The organism is Clostridium sp. LBM24168 (assembly GCF_052953915.1).
This window is the reverse complement of the sequence record NZ_CP196861.1, coordinates 2,966,632-2,986,236: the sequence shown is the minus strand read 5'-3', so window position 1 is coordinate 2,986,236 and position 19,605 is coordinate 2,966,632. Positions and strand designations below refer to the sequence as shown.

19 protein-coding genes, 1 tRNA gene, 1 other RNA gene and 1 other annotated feature are annotated in these 19,605 nt (G+C 33.5%); of the genes, 2 read left to right on the top strand and 19 right to left on the bottom strand.

Translation table 11 applies throughout. The features are described 5' to 3' along the window. Positions 1-267: 267 nt before the first annotated feature. The 13 genes from ACSVC9_RS14915 to dnaX form a co-directional block, all read right to left on the bottom strand. Positions 268-1,215 carry a GNAT family N-acetyltransferase gene (locus ACSVC9_RS14915; protein ID WP_446898204.1) on the bottom strand — a complete coding sequence of 316 codons (948 nt, stop codon included), beginning with the start codon at positions 1,213-1,215 and terminating at the stop codon, positions 268-270. Between the two features lie 88 nt (positions 1,216-1,303). Further along, positions 1,304-2,551, bottom strand: a complete 1,248-nt coding sequence (locus tag ACSVC9_RS14910) for a DUF1015 domain-containing protein (RefSeq protein ID WP_446898203.1) — start codon at positions 2,549-2,551, stop codon at positions 1,304-1,306. 35 nt (positions 2,552-2,586) lie between these two features. Then, on the bottom strand, positions 2,587-3,522 hold the full coding sequence (locus tag ACSVC9_RS14905; protein ID WP_446898202.1) for a D-2-hydroxyacid dehydrogenase: 936 nt from the start codon (positions 3,520-3,522) through the stop codon (positions 2,587-2,589). Between the two features lie 65 nt (positions 3,523-3,587). Beyond that, complete coding sequence (locus ACSVC9_RS14900) at positions 3,588-4,658, bottom strand: pyridoxal-phosphate-dependent aminotransferase family protein (RefSeq protein WP_446898201.1); 1,071 nt, start codon at positions 4,656-4,658, stop codon at positions 3,588-3,590. Positions 4,659-4,797: 139 nt separating this feature from the next. Further along, positions 4,798-5,004, bottom strand: a binding site (T-box leader). Between the two features lie 161 nt (positions 5,005-5,165). Continuing rightward, entirely contained in the window at positions 5,166-5,957 is a 792-nt protein-coding gene (locus ACSVC9_RS14895) for an EFR1 family ferrodoxin (RefSeq protein ID WP_446898200.1), read from the bottom strand. Positions 5,958-5,982: 25 nt separating this feature from the next. After that, positions 5,983-6,678, bottom strand: a complete 696-nt coding sequence (locus ACSVC9_RS14890; RefSeq protein ID WP_446898199.1) for a hydrolase — start codon at positions 6,676-6,678, stop codon at positions 5,983-5,985. Positions 6,679-6,690: 12 nt separating this feature from the next. Continuing rightward, positions 6,691-7,224, bottom strand: a complete 534-nt coding sequence (locus ACSVC9_RS14885; RefSeq protein ID WP_446898198.1) for an NAD(+) diphosphatase — start codon at positions 7,222-7,224, stop codon at positions 6,691-6,693. Between the two features lie 151 nt (positions 7,225-7,375). Beyond that, positions 7,376-8,068, bottom strand: a complete 693-nt coding sequence (gene sfsA, locus ACSVC9_RS14880; protein ID WP_446898197.1) for a DNA/RNA nuclease SfsA — start codon at positions 8,066-8,068, stop codon at positions 7,376-7,378. A 63-nt stretch (positions 8,069-8,131) separates the two neighbouring features. Further along, positions 8,132-8,395, bottom strand: a complete 264-nt coding sequence (locus tag ACSVC9_RS14875; protein WP_446898196.1) for a pro-sigmaK processing inhibitor BofA family protein — start codon at positions 8,393-8,395, stop codon at positions 8,132-8,134. Between the two features lie 126 nt (positions 8,396-8,521). After that, positions 8,522-8,809: a DUF2508 family protein gene (locus ACSVC9_RS14870; protein ID WP_446898195.1), complete on the bottom strand. Its 288-nt coding sequence runs from the start codon at positions 8,807-8,809 to the stop codon at positions 8,522-8,524. 67 nt (positions 8,810-8,876) lie between these two features. Further along, the gene (recR, locus tag ACSVC9_RS14865) at positions 8,877-9,473 is read right to left on the bottom strand and encodes a recombination mediator RecR (RefSeq protein ID WP_446898194.1); all 597 of its coding nucleotides are present in this window, start codon (positions 9,471-9,473) and stop codon (positions 8,877-8,879) included. A 50-nt stretch (positions 9,474-9,523) separates the two neighbouring features. Then, the gene (locus ACSVC9_RS14860) at positions 9,524-9,868 is read right to left on the bottom strand and encodes a YbaB/EbfC family nucleoid-associated protein (protein ID WP_446898193.1); all 345 of its coding nucleotides are present in this window, start codon (positions 9,866-9,868) and stop codon (positions 9,524-9,526) included. A 70-nt stretch (positions 9,869-9,938) separates the two neighbouring features. After that, complete coding sequence (gene dnaX, locus ACSVC9_RS14855; RefSeq protein WP_446898192.1) at positions 9,939-11,585, bottom strand: DNA polymerase III subunit gamma/tau; 1,647 nt, start codon at positions 11,583-11,585, stop codon at positions 9,939-9,941. A 178-nt stretch (positions 11,586-11,763) separates the two neighbouring features. On the opposite strand from dnaX, the gene ACSVC9_RS14850 reads away from it, so the two are divergent. Continuing rightward, positions 11,764-13,071 carry a transposase gene (locus tag ACSVC9_RS14850; RefSeq protein ID WP_446897050.1) on the top strand — a complete coding sequence of 436 codons (1,308 nt, stop codon included), beginning with the start codon at positions 11,764-11,766 and terminating at the stop codon, positions 13,069-13,071. Between the two features lie 297 nt (positions 13,072-13,368). Here the strand turns inward: ACSVC9_RS14850 and ffs are convergent. Further along, an RNA gene (gene ffs / locus ACSVC9_RS14845) (signal recognition particle sRNA large type) lies at positions 13,369-13,633 on the bottom strand. Between the two features lie 11 nt (positions 13,634-13,644). After that, positions 13,645-13,734, bottom strand: a tRNA-Ser gene (locus ACSVC9_RS14840). A gap of 476 nt (positions 13,735-14,210) precedes the next feature. On the opposite strand from ACSVC9_RS14840, the gene ACSVC9_RS14835 reads away from it, so the two are divergent. Next, positions 14,211-15,917: an ABC-ATPase domain-containing protein gene (locus ACSVC9_RS14835; protein ID WP_446898191.1), complete on the top strand. Its 1,707-nt coding sequence runs from the start codon at positions 14,211-14,213 to the stop codon at positions 15,915-15,917. 229 nt (positions 15,918-16,146) lie between these two features. Here the strand turns inward: ACSVC9_RS14835 and ACSVC9_RS14830 are convergent, their stop codons facing one another. The 4 genes from ACSVC9_RS14830 to ACSVC9_RS14815 all read right to left on the bottom strand — a co-directional run bounded on the left by ACSVC9_RS14830 (position 16,147) and on the right by ACSVC9_RS14815 (position 19,494). Beyond that, positions 16,147-16,962, bottom strand: coding sequence for an ABC transporter permease (locus tag ACSVC9_RS14830; protein WP_446898190.1), 816 nt, complete (start codon positions 16,960-16,962; stop codon positions 16,147-16,149). 2 nt (positions 16,963-16,964) lie between these two features. Further along, on the bottom strand, positions 16,965-17,762 hold the full coding sequence (locus ACSVC9_RS14825; RefSeq protein ID WP_446898189.1) for an ABC transporter ATP-binding protein: 798 nt from the start codon (positions 17,760-17,762) through the stop codon (positions 16,965-16,967). Positions 17,763-17,833: 71 nt separating this feature from the next. Further along, complete coding sequence (locus ACSVC9_RS14820) at positions 17,834-18,838, bottom strand: sensor histidine kinase (RefSeq protein ID WP_446898188.1); 1,005 nt, start codon at positions 18,836-18,838, stop codon at positions 17,834-17,836. After that, positions 18,835-19,494: a response regulator transcription factor gene (locus ACSVC9_RS14815; protein WP_446899872.1), complete on the bottom strand. Its 660-nt coding sequence runs from the start codon at positions 19,492-19,494 to the stop codon at positions 18,835-18,837. Before ACSVC9_RS14815 ends, ACSVC9_RS14820 begins: the two co-directional genes overlap by 4 nt. Positions 19,495-19,605: the final 111 nt, after the last annotated feature.

Sequence of the window (19,605 nt, the reverse complement as noted above, 5' to 3'; positions counted from 1 at the left end):
CTTCTTCTGCCGCCCTTTTGGACAGCTTTTACATTGTATCATCTCATCTATTGTTTGTCAACATTTTTTAATACATTGCAACAACAGATTGAAATAACTAGCTTCTGTTGCCTTTTGTGGACAACGAATGTTATTATATCACAGGTTATTATTCTACAATTTATTCATTCTTCCATATTATAAGCTTATTTTGTCCTTATCTCTTTTTTTCTATTCATTTCTAACTTTTTTATATATAGATACACACGGTTATGTTTATATTAATAACTATAATATTTCAGAATTAATCTTATAAAATGTTATGTGATCCCTCCATTTTCCATTTATAAATAAATAGCTATTATTTATACCCAGTTTACTAAAGCCACATGCTTTAAGTACTCTCTGAGATTTCAGATTATCTACAAGAGTAGATGCCTCTAACCTATGGAGACCAATTTCTTCAAAAGCATATTTTATAACAAGATTCACAGCTTCTTTCATATAGCCTTTTCCTTGTTCGTCTTCATCTATAGAATATCCTACAAAAGCACTTTTAAATACTCCTATTATTATATTTGATATTTGTATTTTACCTATTAATTCCAAATTTTTATATATACCAAAATTTATATTTTTACCATTTAAAAAATCTTTATAACTTTCAATAAGATTCTTCTTTTGCATGTCCAATGTATAAAAATTTTTTTCACGATCAGGCTCAAATTTTTTCAAATAGTCCTTATTTTTTAAATAATAATCGAGAACGTTCTTTGCATCTCTTGGTGTAAGTACTTTAATATTTATGTTCTCCCCACTTATATGTAAACTTCTATCTATACTTATACTTTTAAATCTATTAAAATCCAATCCAAATAATATTTCATTCTTATATTTCGTTCCATTTTTTATACTATTTGATATTATACCCTCAATTTCAAAGCCTAAATCAACGAATGTGTCTATGCTTACATCTTCATCTGTTAATATATTTATCTTATTCAAATTCATATTCTGAAATAACATTTCTACAAGCATACTAAGAGAATCCCTCAACAACTTATAACCTGTATCACCAGATTTATAAAATCTCATTCTAAGCAATCCATATTTATTTGACCTAGAAAAATCAATTATAAATACTCTACCTATGGTTATACCCAAATTATCTCTTATGATATATTCTCTATTGCTGTCATTAACTGAATCAATAGCCACAAATCGTTTCTTTAGCATTTCTACCTCTCCTAATTATAAACTACGTATATTATAGCATAAAAAATGTGGAGTAAAGCGTATACTCTATTCCACATTCAATAAAACTTTATTTTAATTTATGAACAAACAACCCACTTCTAAGCTTAGGTTCAAACCACGTAGATTTAGGTGGCATTACTTTTCCCTCATCTGCAATTTTCATCAATTCTTCCAAGGTAACTGGATACATAGAAAATGCTAATTTATACTCTCCACTGTCTACTTTGTTTTCCAGTTCTTTAAGCCCCCTTATTCCACCTACAAAATCTATTCTGCTATCCTGCCTTGGATCCCTTATTCCCAAAATAGGATCAAGTAAATTGTTTTGAAGAATAGCTACATCTAAACTTGAAACCACATCCTTATTTAAATAAACATCCTGTTTCGCAATAAGTTTATACCATATACCATCCAAATACATTCCATAAGTATGTTTCTCACAAGGTTTATATTGCCCCTCACCCTTATAAATAATTACTTCAAATTTTTCACTTACCTTATTTATATAATTTTCAACTGTAAGTCCATTCAAATCTTTAACTACTCTATTATAGTCTATAATATGCAAATCGGAATCCGGAAAAACTACAGACATGAAAAAGTTGAATTCTTCATCTACAGAATAACTTTTATTTTCTTCTCTTCTTTTAATACCAACTTTTACAGCAGATGCAGCTCTATGATGTCCATCTGCTATATAAAGACTATCTATAGTTTTGAATATATTTTGTATATCCGAGATTGTATTATCATTATCTATAATCCATACTGTATGAATTACCCCATCTTCAGCAGTAAAATTATATATAGGTTTTTTTTGTGTCCATTTTTTTATTATATTATCAATATCCTTATTATATCTGTAAGTCATGAATATAGGTCCTGTATTTGCATCACAATAATCAACATGGTTTATCCTGTCTATCTCTTTGTCCTGTCTTGTATATTCGTGTTTTTTTATATTATTATTTATATAATCATCAATAGAGGTACATCCTACTATTCCTGTCTGACTTTTTCCATTCATAGTTAGTCTATATATATACAAATATGGTTTTTTATCTTGCACAAATACACCTTGAGAAATCAAATTTTGAAGGTTTTCTCTTGCTTTTTCATATACTTTTGTATCATATATATCTATATCCTCATTCAAATCAACCTCAGCCTTGTCTACGTGAAGAAAAGAATATTTATTTCCTTTTACCTCTTCCCTCGCTTCATCACTGCTCATAACATCATAAGGAAGAGCAGCAACTTTTCGAGCCAGATCTTCCCTTGGCCTTACAGCTTTAAATGCCTTTACAATAGCCATCTTATCCTCCAATTAATTCCTATAAACAATAAATTCTATTCATTTATAACTTTTTTACGTACAACATTAAAAAAATTTTCAACTATATTTACTATCTCAATACCAATTCTTTGCTGGGCCTCTTTTGTTGAACCTGCTATATGAGGTGTTACGGATACTCTATCATTATTTATAAGTTCCTGATTTGCTTCCGGTTCATCGCAAAATACATCAATTCCAGCCCCAGCTACTTTTCCAGAGTTGAGTGCATCAATAAGTTCAGCTTCATCTATTACTCCACCTCTAGCACAATTTATTATATATACTCCATCTTTCATTATATTGAACTGTTCCTTTCCAATTATAGCCCTGTTATTTTTACTAAATGGAATATGGACTGATATATAATCTGCCTTTTTTAACAAATCATTTAGCTGATAAAAAGCATAATCATTATATCCCTTAGCTTTCCCTAGCTTATCATAATATATTACTTTCATTCCCATTGCATATGCTCTTTTTGCAACCTCTTTTGCTATTCTTCCAAATCCTACAAGTCCAAGTATCTTACCATATAATTCTACACCTTTGTATTTTTTCTTCTCCCATTTTCCTTGCCTCATGGTAATATTTGAATTATTCACATACCTTGATATTGTAAGCATATGTGCCAAAGTCATCTCTGCTACTGATACACTGCTTGCATTTGGAGTATTATTTACTTGAATTCCATTTTCTCTTGCATATTCCACATCTATATTATCAAGTCCTACTCCTCCCCTTATTACAAGTTTCAGTCTTCCACCTTTTGCAATATCTATAAGAGGTTTTCTTATCTTAGTAGCGGATCTGACTACTATTACATCAAAATTCTTTATCTGCTCTTTCATTTCCTCTTCATCATAATGTTTATCTACAACTTCAAATCCATCCTCTATAAGTTTATCTACAGCTACTTTCTCCATCCCATCACTGACCAATATTCTTATCAATTTAAAACCCTCCCTAAATGATTAAATATTTTTAAAATTACAAATAAATAAATTTCATAATAATTTTATAACTTCAAGATGTCATTTATATTATCTAGCAGTTCCTTTATATCATCCAAAGTAAAATCAGCCATATGTGCTATTCTAAAAGCTTTCCCTTTTAATTTTCCATAACCATTCGATATTTGGAACCCTCTTTCTCCAAGTTGCTTATTCAAATTTCCAATATCAATATCTCTAGTATTTTTTATATTTGTTACGGTATTTGATAAATATCTTTCATCTGAATAAAGCGCAAAATATTTTCTTGCCCATTCTCTTACATATTCGGCCATCTCTAAATGCCTCTTGTATCTATTTTCAAGACCTTCTTCTAGTATTTTGTCTAACTGATAGTCCATAGCAAACATATGTGAAAGTGAAGGAGTTGACGGATATTGATAATCCTTTTTATGGATATAATCATATAATGATAACAAATCGAGATAATATCCCCTAAATTTTATTTTTTTTGCTCTTTCCACTGCTTTTTGTGAAAAAGAACATATAGACATTCCCGGTGGAAGACCCATAGCTTTTTGTGTAGAGGTAAGACATATATCTATTCCTAATTTGTCGACTTCTATCTTTGTGCCTCCCATTGAGCTAACCGTATCAACACACCAAATTACTTCTGGGTATTTTTTTAATACCTCTGCTATTTCCTCAACAGGATTCATAACACCCGTAGAGGTCTCATTGTGAGTTACACACAGAACATCATATTTACCTGTAGAAAGTGCTTTGTCTATTCTATCAACATCTACTCCCTTACCCCATTCTTCTTCAAATAAATCAGATGGTACATTATTGCATTCAGCAATTTTATGCCATCTACTTCCAAATGCTCCTACCGAAAATACAGCAGCTCTTTTCAACGTACTACATCTTATAGCACCTTCCATAAGGCCTGTACCTGAGGAAGTAGAAAGCAAAATTTCCTCTTTAGTGTAAAATATTTTTCTTAATTTGTCACTAATACGTCTTTGAAGTTCTGATGCTTCTTTGCTTCTATGTCCTATCATAGGTGTAGCCATCTTTTCTAATACGTCCTGTTTTACCTCTACTGGTCCTGGAATAAATAATTTTTTATGCATTCTTCTCCCTCCAAAATAAGATTACTTTACTAATGCAAAGTTATATATTGTTAAAGTGATAATATTAAAACTATCTACTATTTTATAGCCTTTATATTCAAAACTATAAATATAAAACAAAACGCGAGTCAATCCTCCCCATAGGGACGATTGACTCGCGTTGCCACCCTTATTGATTACATTAAAATTCAATATAATCCTCTCTTATAAATAACGGATATCTCCCGTACTTACTCATCGTAATAATCCTCTAAGGTGGATTCACTTAAAATAAAAGTATCAGTTTACACCAAATACTGACTCTCTCAAACTTTATCCAAGTTACTTTTCTTGTCATAGGATATAATATATCTTCTAATTTTAGATCTCAAATTTTATTTATGAGATTGTAACTATTATAGAATTTCAAATTTTATATGTCAATACTTTTTTAATATTTTTTTATACATATTTATTATTTGATTTAATTTATATATATGAGTTTCCTAGATATAAGGTGCATAAAATCTATTTATTTATCTCCAATGAACGTAAAATACTTTTTTGAGTTTGATTTATTTTCTTATGTTTATATCTTATTGCATTTATAGGGCAAATATGTATACATCTCATACACAAAATACATTTGCTATTAAATACTGCCCGTCCATTTTCAAATGTTATATTATTTTTAGGACAATTCATAAGGCAGATCCCACATTTACCACATTGTTCTGTAGATGATATATTTTTAGATAGTTTTGGAATAGTCCTTCTAAACACTTTATTAAAAAATTTACTAAAATAAACTCTAATCTCATTATTTGATTCAATTAAAATCTTATTATTCATAAAATTTTTTACAACATAGCTGATTTTTGTTTCTGCTTCCGAAAGTAAACTTTCAATATTATTTTTATCCGGTTCTTTTCCTGCACTAAAATAATAATTGTTTGGCATTTTTATATATATCTGTATCGAAATTTCATATCCTTTTTTTTTAATACATTTTGACATAAAGCATGGTGCGGAAGACGACTTTGTAGCTTGTGTAGAATATACTATTGCTTTAATTTTTCTATGCTGTGGTTTAATTTTATCCAAAAAATCACATACAATTTTAGGTGGAAATTCAGCATGGACTGGAGATCCTACAATTATAAAGTCATTCTTTTTAAAACATTCACTTTGAATTTTATCTTCATCTTCTATATTTACTAATTTTAAATCTACTCCGTAAGTTTTAAAATTATCTCTGAATTTATCTGCTACCCATTTAGTATTGCCAGTGCCGCTAAAGTAATATAAAACACCTTTCATATTAACTCCTTCTAAAATATTAAATTTAATTTTTTCTGTCATGTTTATACTTTTCTTCATATTTTTCTCTATATTTCACCATGATTTCACTTAATATATCACTTGCAGTAGGAGGAGTAAAAGTTATTGCATTGGCTCCAGCTTTTATAGTCTCCCTTATACTTTCATCTGTAAGTCCCCCTGTGGCTATTATAGGAAAAGTAGGATACCGCTCTCTTATATTTCTGACTATTTTATCTGTCTTATCTGCACCAGCTACATTTATTATTGTAGCACCTGCCTCTATTCTTTCTTTAACATTCTCATATTCTGATATCAAAGTTACTATTATAGGTATATCTATTGTATTTCTTATCTCCTGTATAACATTATTTGATGTATTACTATTTACAACGACTCCCATAACGCCTTTAAATTCCGCATCTAATGCTAGATTTACAACTCTTCTTCCGGGTGCAATTCCACCACCTACTCCACAAAATACTGGAATATCAGCAGCTGAAACTATAGCATGAGTTATAAGCGGTTGTGGAGTAAAAGGATAAACTGCAATAACGGCATCAGCATTTGTATTTTTTATAACTGCTACATCTGTACTAAATACAAAAGATTTTAATCTTTTTCCAAATATCCTTATTCCGCTTGCTTCTCTTATAACCTCTGGTAACTGAATAGCATGTCTCTTTAAAATACCTTTGATCTCTGGTACATACTTAGCCATTTGTATACCCCCTTATAACTCTTTATCCGAATTATTTTCTATATCCTCACTTTCATTATCCAATATTCTCAGAACCTTTTTTACTATTTTTTTACCTATAACGTCTTCACTCATCTCATAAATAGCATCCTCAACGTTAGCCCATTTTAATCCTTCAACTTCCGAAGATTTTCTAATCTCTCCTCCATCATATTTAGCCATAAATGTGAGCATAACTATTTCCTTATTGCTTACATATTCGCTTCCAAGATACCTAAGTTCTTTAACCTTAAGCCCTGATTCCTCAAATACTTCTCTATGAACAGTTTCCTCAACTGTTTCACCAGTTGTAACATACCCTGAAAGCAGTACTTTAGAATTCTTATATATATAACTCTGTTTAAGTAGTAATATTTTATCCTTATTTAATACTGCAACTATAATACACGGTTTGGGAGTGTCAAAGTAAAATATATCATCTTTTGGACAATAAGGTACTCCACCTTCATCCCAACTATATCTTTCTTCTAATTTTTTCCCACATATGGGACAATACTTAAATTTCATAATTTTACTGCTATATAAGCAGCTTACACCCCCCTTAAAATAGTGTAACAATTATTTAAAACATACTTTATTATATTATAATAATATATGTAATATTTTTCAAACATAAACTACTTGTTTAATACATGTCTAATAAAGTTTTTTCTATATTTTATAATTTAACCTCTATTTCATCCTTTAAAGTTATTGATCTTTCTCCTACAATACAATTGTAAGCCATTACCTTAACTCCTTTTTTATAGGCTAATCTAAGAGCTTGTCCAAATTCTTTATCTGTTTTATCCTGAGGCGTAAAATAAATAACATCCTGCATTTGAATTAAAAATAAAATAGCAGCTTCTCTTCCAGATCTTTTTACATCTATGAGTTCAAATACATGTTTTCTTCCCCTTTCCGTAGGAGCATCAGGAAATTTAGTTACACCATTTTCTTCAAGAGTGACTCCTTTTACCTCCAAATAGCACTCCTTCATTCCATTTCCTGAAAGTCTAAAATCAAATCTACTGTTACCAAAAGTTTTTTCTCTCTCAATTTTTTCATATTTCACAAAATTATTTATCTTCTTTTTCATTAAAGCTTCGGCAACTACTTTATTTGGTGCCTGTGAATCTATATTTATAAGACTATTATTTTTATACGCTCCTATTAGATCATATTTCGTTTTTCTCTTAAGGTTACTTTCTTCCCTCAATATTACAGATACTCCAGGAATCAAAATTTTCTTACATCTTCCTGTATTTGGAACATGAACAATAGTTTCAAAACCATCTACATCTACATATGCCTCAAATCTATTAGTCCTTTTTATAAATTTGGCTTTTACTATGTTTTTATTGAAATTCAACTTATCATCTCCACAAAAGGTGCTTCAATCAAATATTTTTATCTACAATTATACATCTATATATCAGAAAAACAATTTAAAAACAATTAAGAATATAACTCCTGGTATTCCAAAAAATCCTGCTATAATCGCAGTTATCGCATTTATTCCTATATAAAACCCAAAATAACTTCCTATAAAATTTACAAGTATAAGTAAAAGCGCACCTAACACAGCATTTACAAGTAATTTAAATAATATTTTTATAGGCCATGCAAACACCTTTACCAATATATACAAACCTAAAATAGCAATTAAGAAATACCCTATATATTCAAACTGAAACATTTTCACATCCCCCATATTGTATTGATTCAACTTCTCTATTATTTTTAATTATATGACTATCTATTATTAATTTATATTCTATCAATAAAAAAGTATTAATACAAAATGAGATATGTTAATTTTCTTTTAAGAAGATTTTTTTACAACTTCAGAATTTTTAAACATACTTTCCGTATTTACTTTAATTCCATTTTTCTTGGCTTCATTCAATAAATACATGTACTTAGCTTTTGCAGCCTCCTCCATGTGTATAGCATAATCTACAAGATGCGGTTCTTTTACTGTATCAAAATAAATACTGCATCTTTTTATTTCCTCTCTTGCTCTTTCTATGTCATTTAGTAATTTTCTCTGATTTTTTGTATATTTTGAACTTTTTGAAAGCAAAAATCTAAATATATTTTTTTTATTCATAAAAATCCTCCTAATTTATGTTATGTTTAAATAATTGACATAAATTAGGAGTATTATACAATTTCAATTATATTTCCGTTCTTCCTTCCATAGCCTTTGAAAGTGTAACTTCATCTGAATATTCCAGATCTCCGCCAACAGGAATTCCATGAGCAATTCTAGTAACTTTTACACCAAGAGGCTTTAATATCTTGGATATATACATAGCAGTAGCTTCACCTTCCACATTTGGATTAGTAGCCACTATCACTTCTTTTACTTCTCCGTTCATTCTTCTTACAAGTTCCTTTAATTTTATATCTTCAGGCCCTCTTCCGGCCATAGGAGATATATTTCCATGAAGTACATGATAAACTCCATTATATTCTTTAATTCTTTCTATAGCCATTATATCCTTAGGCTGCTCTACTACACATATTGTTTCTTTATCTCTATTAGGATTAGAACATATATCACATGGATCTGCATCTGTAAAATTTCCACACACAGAACAATATCTTATAGTTCCTCTGGCCTTAACCAATGCATCTGCAAATTCTTTAACTTCGTCTTCCGGTAAATTTAATACATAAAGTGTAAGTCTTTGTGCAGTTTTATAACCTATACCCGGAAGTTTTGCAAATTCTTCAATTAATTTTTCTATAGCTACTGGATAAAAATCCATTATATCCACCTACCTCAATTTAAAACCCCATCTTAAAAGATGGGGATAGTTTAAAACATTCCTGGAATATTGAGTCCTCCTGTTAACTTTTTCATTTCAGAAGCAGTCTGTTCATCTGCATTTTTCAATGCCTCATTGCAAGCAGTAAGCACCAAATCCTCAATCATTTCCACATCATCCGGATCAACTACCTCAGGCTTTATCTTTATACTCTTTATATACTTTTTCCCATTTACTACTGCTGTTACTGCACCGCCGCCAACGGTAGCCGTAAATTCTTTATTTTCAAGCTCTTCCTGCATATCTTTCATCTGCTTTTGCATCTTTTGAGCCTGCTTCATCAAATTATTCATATTTCCCCCACCACCAAAGTTAGGGAATCCGCCTTTTGCCATATAATTTCCTCCTTAAATGAACTAATATTGAACTTAATTATATCATAATTTTAGTTTATCTATAAATCTGTCATTCATCAAGTATTTCCACCATATCTTCTCCAAATGTATCTTTTAGTATTTTTTCTTTAGACATAGGCTCATTTTTCATGTTTTGTCCTTCAATAATATAGTTCACCTTAACTTTTTCTTTCAATACGTCTGAAAATACTAATTCTACAATTTTCTGATTCTCACTTTTTTCAAGTCTTTGCTTATGAAAAGCATAATTTTTGCTATACTTTATAGTTATAATGCCATTTATACATTTTTCCAATTCTCCCGTAGTAAGTGCTGCAAAAATTACCATCTGATGTCTTGCCTTAAAAGATTCAAGTATATCCTTCCATTTCTTCTTTACAATATCCAGAGTTATTTTAGAATGAATATTACCTTCATCTATATTGTTTTCATCATTAATAGTATTCTCATCCTCTAATTCAACATTATTTGTATTATCCTTCTGTTTTGAGTTAATATCACATACAGGATTTGATTGTACCTTTTTATCAGATATTTTTATATTTTTGCTTTTAATATATTCCTCCAATTTATTTAATCTTGATAGTATAATTTCTTTTGAAGTATCATATTCTATCTTGCACATTTTTATAACTGAAAGCTCAAGATAAATTCTACTCTGCTTTACCCATTTGGATTGTTCCTCCGCATCTTGAAGTATTCTTATATTCCTCATTATCTCTTCTACCCTTATTTTTTGGGATTGATCCTTAATCAATTTTACATTTTCCTCGGACATATCTAACACATCTTCAGGATTTTGCGATACCTTAACCATTAAAAGATTCCTAAAGTGAGTTATCATATCTCTTATAAAATTATATATATCCTTTCCACTTAGAACTATATCGTCAATTATCTTCATACAGTCTTCTATATTTCTCTCTATCAGACTATCTACAAGCCTGAATAAATTATCATTTGTAACCAGTCCAAGCATATCAACTACATTTTCATACTTGACTCTACTGTCCCCCATTGATATTGCTTGATCAAGTATACTAAGTGCATCTCTCATAGCTCCGTCACAAATTCTAGATATTAAATTCAAACTTCTATCATCTGCCAGTACACCTTCACTGTCTACAATATATCTAAGCCTTTTAAATATATCAATGCTCTTTATTCTTCTAAAATCAAATTTCTGGCATCTTGATAATATAGTAACTGGAAGCTTTTGAGGATCTGTAGTTGCAAGTATAAATATAACATTTTTAGGAGGTTCCTCTAATGTCTTCAGAAAAGCATTGACTGCTTCCTGAGTAAGCATATGTACCTCGTCCATTATATAGACCTTATATTTTCCTTCCTGTGGCGGATATTTTACATTTTCTATTACATCTTTTATATCTTCAAGCCGCCTTTTTGATGCAGCATCCATCTCAATCACATCAATTGCAGTCCCAGAATTTATTTTCTTACACATATCACATTCATTACAAGGTTCACCTTCTTGTAAATTTCTACAGTTCACTGCTTTGGCTAGAATTTTTGCTGTCGAAGTCTTTCCTGTACCCCTTGTTCCTGAAAATAAATAGGCATGCGCTATTCTATTATTAAGTATCTGATTTTTCAACGTTATAGTTATATGCCCCTGACCTACTACATCATTAAATGTTTTAGGTCTCCATTCTCTATATAGTGCGGTATAAGCCATATTATCACCTTCTTCTATATATTATAATAGCCTTGAGCATAACTCTAAGGCACTCATTTCTCTAGCCCGATAAGGGCTATTTTTTTCTATCACTAAAATTTATATCATAGGATTTCCTCAACTTTTGTCGAATTTTTAAAATATCACATAATAAAAACACTAAAAGGAGGAAATCTCTATGTACCAACGTCAAGAAATCTTTAATATAATTGAGCTTTTCACTTCACAAAACACAATAAACTTCTACACAGATATTTTTGAAAATATTAATTTATCTTCATTACCCGATAGGGTTCCTTCCAAATACGGACCTGTCGGTTTCTCAAGACACGCTCTTTTCAGAGCTTTTATAGTCATGAAATGTGAGAAGTTTGCTCAAATTACTGATCTTAAAGATTTTTTAGAAAATAATTTAATCATTGCACAACTTTGTGGCTTTGACATTCTTAAACCACTTCCTTCATACAGGACCTTTCAAAGGTTCATAAAGAATATCGAAAACTCTTGTTTGAAAGAAATTATGAAACATCAGGTAAATACTCTCAAGAAACTTGGCTTTATAGACAACAACTTTATATCTGTTGATACAACTCCAGTTAAAGCAAACACTAAACTTAATAACCCTAAATGCTTCGCATCAAACAAATTTTCAAAGAAGAATAATCCAAAGTCTGATAAAGATTGTAAACTTGGAGTACATACTGCAAATAATTCCATGAACGTTAAAATCAATGATAACTCCAATAAATCAAGTAAGAAATATGAATTTTACTGGGGTTATAAAAACCACGTTATCTGTGATGCAATATCCGGACTCCCTATAGATGAATATACAAGTACTGCTGATATCAATGAAATTTCTACCTTGACTAAATTTCTTTCAGGTACAAATAGCTGGTTTTCACTTAATGGAAGTTATGTTGTCGCAGATAAAGGCTATGATTCAAAGTTAAATCATAATTTTATAAAAAACAACTTGAAAGGTCTTGCCTTTATTGCCATTAACAAAAGAGGGAAAAAAAATCCTAAATTAACTTCCACTGGCAACATTATTTGTCAAGGCGGTCTAGCCATGCATAAAGATGGACGACAGTATTTTGATTCATACATCAAGCAAAAATTTTGCTGCCCATTTAAAAAATCTAAAGATGATTCACTGTGTCCCTGCAAACATGAAAAATATTTCAATGGCAGGAAAAACAGAGGATGTATCCGTTATATCAGCAAAGGTACTGACTACAGGGCTTCAATTAATCATGAGTCTAAATTTTTTAAAACCATCTACAGCCTGAGGACAGAATCTGAAAGATATAATTCCAGATGGAAAAAGCTTAATAACGAAAGAGCTTATGTCAGAAATATAAATTCTGTATCAAACTTAAATACTGTAGGACATATATGCCTTCTGACAACTGCGATAGCAGCTATAAAATCTGGTAACTCTGATAAAACCAGATCCCTATCGGGATTAAAAAGAATAGCTTAATTTAAAACCTATTATTTTTTAGCATCAACTTTTACCCTAGGGATACTCTGCCAATTTTTATATTGTAATTAATTGTAAAGTATATTTTTCATAAAAAGCTGTAATTTTTATTCTTCAATCAATAATATTTCCTTTTTCTTGTATTTAATTTTTTAGTTATGTTCATGTCTATATATTATAACCTATAAAATTACAGTAGTTAATATACATTTCTAATTATATTAGACCTGAATCTGTAAAACAAAAAGACACCCTAAGGTATCTTTAAAATCAGTTATTTTCAGTTATTTATTAAAGTCGTGCACCTTGCTTCGTCTAACAAATCATAAGCGTTACCCATACAGTTAACTCAAACCAGGTTTTTCCACGGCACACGAAAATTATCACTTACCGCTGCTTCCTTCCGGACCTGACGGGGTTCATGAGTTTCCGTTGCGTAGGGCCCAGTTCTCAACGCCACTTTTATGGGCCAGACCCCACAATTTGTAGCCTAGGCAAGGAATTAAATCCTGCTATAGCGGATTGCAGGTACAGGGCACCGCTAACTCCCCATCTAGCACGACAAAGTTTAAATGGCGGAGAGAGGGGGATTCGAACCCCCGGTAGAGTTTCCCCTACACACGCTTTCCAGGCGTGCTCCTTCAACCTCTCGGACATCTCTCCATAGGTTTACTCATGAAATAACATTTTAAATTATATCTACACTACAACACGAACAACCAATATTATACTAGACAAATAATAATATTTCAATAGGTTAAAAAAATTTTTTCATTGCTATTATTAAATATATATTAAAAATTACTGCTGTTTCAGCTCAAATGCCCTACTTCTTTGTACTTAATATAAATCTTTGATGGACTTATATCCAATTTTAATCCAATGACTTTCCTGAAATGAGTTCTAGGATTTTACCCAGCTTATCTTTTATTATCTTTACATTAACCCTCATTTGAATACAGGGCATAATCATTTCTCGGAATAATTAATATCTTACCTATAAAATTATTTTATAATGGCAAAACTCAAATATCAAAATACATTTGTAGTATAAAAGCCAATTGCCAATATAATTATTGAAGATGTATACTTTTTATAGATCAAAAATTATTGAAACTTTACAACAGGAGGAATCAAACTTGAAAAATCATAGTGAACTTCAGAAAATATTATATTCAATAGATGGAAGTGGATATTCTTCTTATAAAAAAATAAAAGGGGCATATGATTTAGGAGATTATGTACTGTTTATAGATCATGTTCAATCCGATCCATTTGCGCCACCCTCCAAATGTCACGTAAATATTTCCCGGAAAACAGCTGGTTTTCCTGATGAACTTATAAACTCAAAGCATAAGATAACAGCAGTATGCGACTTTTTAACAAGAACTTTTGAAAACAGCATAAAGTATTCAAATAATAGAAAAAATGGAACTGGGAAAAGTGGCTTGATCATTATAGATAGTTGTGGTCAGGAGATGCTTGAAAGAACATCGATAATAATAAAAAAGGACTACATTGATGCCAGGTTCGAAATAGGTCTTCCTGCTGCCGGAAGAAGGGTTTTAGGGAAAACAGCAGACAATATTTTTTCTAATATCATACCTAAAATAGTTGATAATTCACTTATCTACAAAAATATCAACCATAAACCCCTGAAAGATCAGGTAACCTTAATTCTGGATCAGGAATATATAAGAGATGAATTAATAAAAAGAAAACTTGTAGCTTTCATATCCAATGGATCTATTCTGCCCCGTGAAAGTGGTGTATCGGATAAACCATTGTTGAGTAAAGCGGTACCATTTAAGAGTCCCAAAAACTTTGAAACAGAAATGCTACTTCCAAGCAAAAAAACAGTCAGGGGAATGGGAATTCCGGAGGGAATAACCTTGATTGTCGGTGGTGGTTACCATGGAAAATCCACTTTATTGAGGGCACTTGAGTTGGGAGTATACAATCATATACCAGAAGACGGCCGTGAACTCGTCATTACAAGAAATGATGCAGTTAAAATACGTGCGGAGGACGGACGTAGTATTGAAAAAGTAAATATAAGTCCTTTTATAAACCATCTTCCAAACAACAAGGATACCCTTCAATTTTCTACGGAAAATGCAAGCGGAAGCACTTCCCAGGCTGCAAATGTAATGGAAGCTCTTGAAGCAGGCACAAAACTTCTTCTGATAGATGAAGACACTTCTGCAACAAATTTCATGATAAGAGATGGAAGAATGCAGAAGCTTGTATCTAAAGACAAGGAACCTATCACTCCTTTTATTGATAAAATAAGACCATTATACAAAGATTATGGAGTTTCAACTATCTTGATTGTAGGAGGATCTGGTGACTATTTTGATGAAGCAGATCATGTTGTAATGATGGATGAGTACATTCCAAAAGATGTTACAAAAATAGCAAGGGAAATTACAAAGGCAGAAGGTTACAAAAGAGAAAAGTCAGGAGAAAGTAACTTTGGAGATATTACACAAAGAGTGATTGCCAAATATGGATCAATTCAAAAAGAAACCCATAACAAAATCAAAGCCAAAGGCAAACATCTTATTATATACAATAAATCTGCAATTGATTTAAGCGGACTGGAACAACTTGTAGATGACAGCCAGACAAATTGCATTGCGGCAATGCTGGAATTTCTCGAAAAGAAAATAGTGGATGACAAGATAACAATTTCCCAAGCTGTAGATAAACTATTTAAACAGATAGATGATTTCGGAATGGAATCCATTTTTCCATATCAGAATTGTCCGGGTAATCTGGCATTACCAAGGAAATATGAAGTCCATGGGGCAATAAATCGATACAGAGAACTCAATATTAAATAACCTGCAGCAAAAACTGCAGGTAAAATTATATCTTTTAAAGCAATGCTGGTAGCCATCAATCGTGTCTAAAATACTATGATATGCTTCACAATCGGCGCTCTTATCCTCGCCGAAGAAAAAATACACTATCAATACCTCAAGTTTAAGCATAGAAAAAACGTCCTGTTAAGGACGTCTAGAAAAATGTAAAATCGCACATACCTATTTCTTCTCAATTCAACGTGACATTCTACCTGTTCTTCTCACTCCTTGCATAGAAGAACGTACCGACTACAAGACAAACAACAGATACTATAACAGTAGCAGCTATGCTCACAGCAGGACTAAACATCACAACGGCACTGTATTCTTGCGTTCCTGCATACACCACAGCACGGGTAAGATCGAGACTGTATGTCATAGGCAGAATCCTGCTAATCAACCATAGGATTCCACTTGAATGGTTAATCGGGATAATCGCACCACACAGGAACATTTGTGGCATCGTAATCAGCATAGTCACCATATTGGCTATCTTGCGGTCTTTTATCAAGCCGATAGGAACAATTGCCATTGCGCCGGCCGACAGGCACATAAGAGGTGACAGAGCAAGTATGCTAAGAAATTGTGACAATGTGAGCGAAATGCCCATAAGCCCACCAACTATCATCGCACCCAACATACTCGTGGCCGCTGGCAACCAGGAACCAAGGATTTTGCCAATAACGATGGCATACCGCGAAACAGGAGCAACCAGGAGTTCCTCGGAAAAATTACTGTCGTGGTCGTCAACAAGTGAAGCGACACCGTTTGACGTAAAGGTATAGAGCATATTGACCATCATTCCGACAAGCATAAACAAACCGAAGTTGAAACCCAAACCACCCGCCATATTCTGTGTGAGATTGCCACCTATCATACCCATCATGATAATCGGCATTGCAAAGCTCATAACGAGCATACCCGGCGACTTAAACGCCGAGGTGATTTCACGACAGATAAGCGCCCATACAGCACTGATTTCACGGGCAGCACGTGATTGTTTTTTTATAATGACTGCTTCCATATTTACACAACCTCCTTATTCTTATTTAGGAACTCTATATATGCATCCTCAAGTGATGGCATACACACACGCGGCGTAGGGTCAAAGGCAATCTGACGCTTCATTGCGTTTGGTGTACCACAAAATGCGATTTTCCCATTATTAATAAGACAGACATTTGTGGCGTTCTCTGCCTCGTCAATGTAGTGTGTGGTAAGGAAAACTGTTGTACCAAATCTCTCACGCACGGTGTCGATGTAATCCCACAATCCCCTGCGGCTCACTGCGTCAAGCCCTTGCGTCGGCTCATCAAGGAACATCACGTCAGGAGTGTGCATTAAAGTGCGGATTATCTCGAACTTACGCTGCATACCACCGGACAGTTTGCTGACGCGCTTAAAAAGTGAATCCGATATGCCAACGATTTCCGCTAGCTGCCCAACCTGTTCTCGATAGGCCTTTGGCATAAGCTTAAAACTTGGAGAATAAGCGTACATTCCATATAAAGCGGCGTGAAAACGGATATTCTCCTCAGCAGTAAGATTGGTGTCAAGGCTCGGCTTTTGCGAAATAATCCCTATATGCTCACGAACTTGTCGTGCCTGTCTGTCAACATCAAACCCCGCAATTATTACCTGGCCGCTTGTTTTAGCAAGCGTGGTTGTAAGAATTGATATTGTTGTGGTTTTGCCCGCCCCATTGGGTCCGAGGAAGGCAAAAAATTCTCCCTCATCCACGTTGAAACTTATGCCGTTCACAGACGGCGATTTTGCGCCATTATACTGTTTGACAAGATCTTTAACCTCTATGACATTACTCATAAAATTACCTCCATTTGATTTGATGAGTCAATTCTACGTCTTCAAATTAAACGGAGGTTAAACGGAATTGATTATTTTTTGGAAAGCGTTATCGTGAAGGTCGTACCTTTGCCAAGTTCACTTTCTACGTCAATCAACCAACCGTGCAAATCAAGGACTTTCTTAACTATCGAAAGCCCCAACCCATTGCCGCCAAAACTGCGGTCGCGGGCTTTGTCTACCTTATAGAACCGTTCGAATATATGTGGCAGTTCTTCTTGCGGGATACCGCACCCCGTATCGGCAATTTTTATAGATCCGTCTTTCAGTGACACATATAGAATCCCGTCTTGCGGCGTGAATTTAATCGCATTGTGGAGCAAGTTCATCCATACTTGTGAAAGCAGTTCTTCATCACCATTGACCGTGGTTTTCTCTAAATTCACTTCGAGAGTGATATTCTTAGCAGACCAATGCGGTTCAAGCACGAGTATAATATTTTGTAGTTGTTTGTCAAGCCGGAAATCGTGTGGGGTTATTGTTTTGTTATCAAGACTCGACAGTTTCATTAGGTTGTCACTCAGTCCTGACAATCGCTTGCCTTCGGTTTCGATTATTTCGGCATAGCGGCGGCGTTCCTCCTCGGGCAAATCGGTTTTGAGAAGTGCTGCGAACCCACTTATGGATGTGAGCGGCGACTGTATCTCATGGGACACATTTGAAATGAAGTCCGAACGCATTTTGTCGAGGTCACCAAGATTTCTTGCCATATCATTTACGGCTTTCGTAAGCTCATTGAAGTGGATATCTTCGTTTTCGGGGAGTAAAACGGAAAAGTTCCCGTGACTGATTTGTTCCAATGCAGTCAAAGTATTTTCCCAGTAGCCTTGCCGATGGTTATCGTCTTGGTGAATTAAATACATAATCTTCGCCAGCAATGCAAACAGCAAAAAACCTACCCATAGCGAAGCGATAATATCCACGATAACAGGTAAGGTCACCATTAACAGCAGCAGAAAGTGTCCCGCAACAGCACACAGAGTCAGCACCACCGTAAAACCAAGTATACCGAAAATGATTTTCAGCTTGTTGTTCACGCCGTCACCTCCAACCGATAGCCTAAACCTCGCACGGTGACAATCCTGAAACCACTTGTTTCAGCTGGGAAACGCTCGCGCAGCCTCCCGATATGCACATCAAGGGTACGCTCGTTGCCGTCGAAGTTATATCCCCACACATCTTCAATCAGACTGTCGCGGCTAAATGTCCTTCCCGGAAAGCCTGCCAATTTGAAGAGCAGTTCAAACTCCTTCCGAGGAATATCCTCGCCATCGACGGTAAAGCTGTTGCGATTGATGGCCACAGTTCCGATTTGGATAAGCTGCGAACTCTCAATTTTGTAACGTCGCAACAACGCCTTAACACGCATTACAAGTTCCTCGCCCTCGAAAGGCTTTATGAGATAATCGTCTGTACCGACTTCAAAACCTTTTGCCTTGGAACCTAAGTCACCCTTTGCCGTCAGCATAAGGACTGGCATGTCATAATACTTGCGGAGTTCCTTGCACAGCTCATAGCCATTCATTTTGGGCATCATAAGGTCGATAACCGCAAGGTCGGGAGAGGAATCCATTTTTTCGAGCGCGTCGCGCCCGTCTTTGGCTTCAACCACATCAAAGCCATTATTCTTTAAGTGAACACGAACGAGTTCACGGATATTCGGGTCATCGTCCGCGATTAAGATTTTGCTCATATTCATCACTTCACCACCTTGAGAATATTTTACTGCGGCAATGTAAATAGAAGTTAAATAGAACCTTTGTGAAAAGATTCTACAGGTATCTTGTTAATAGTATAATTTAAG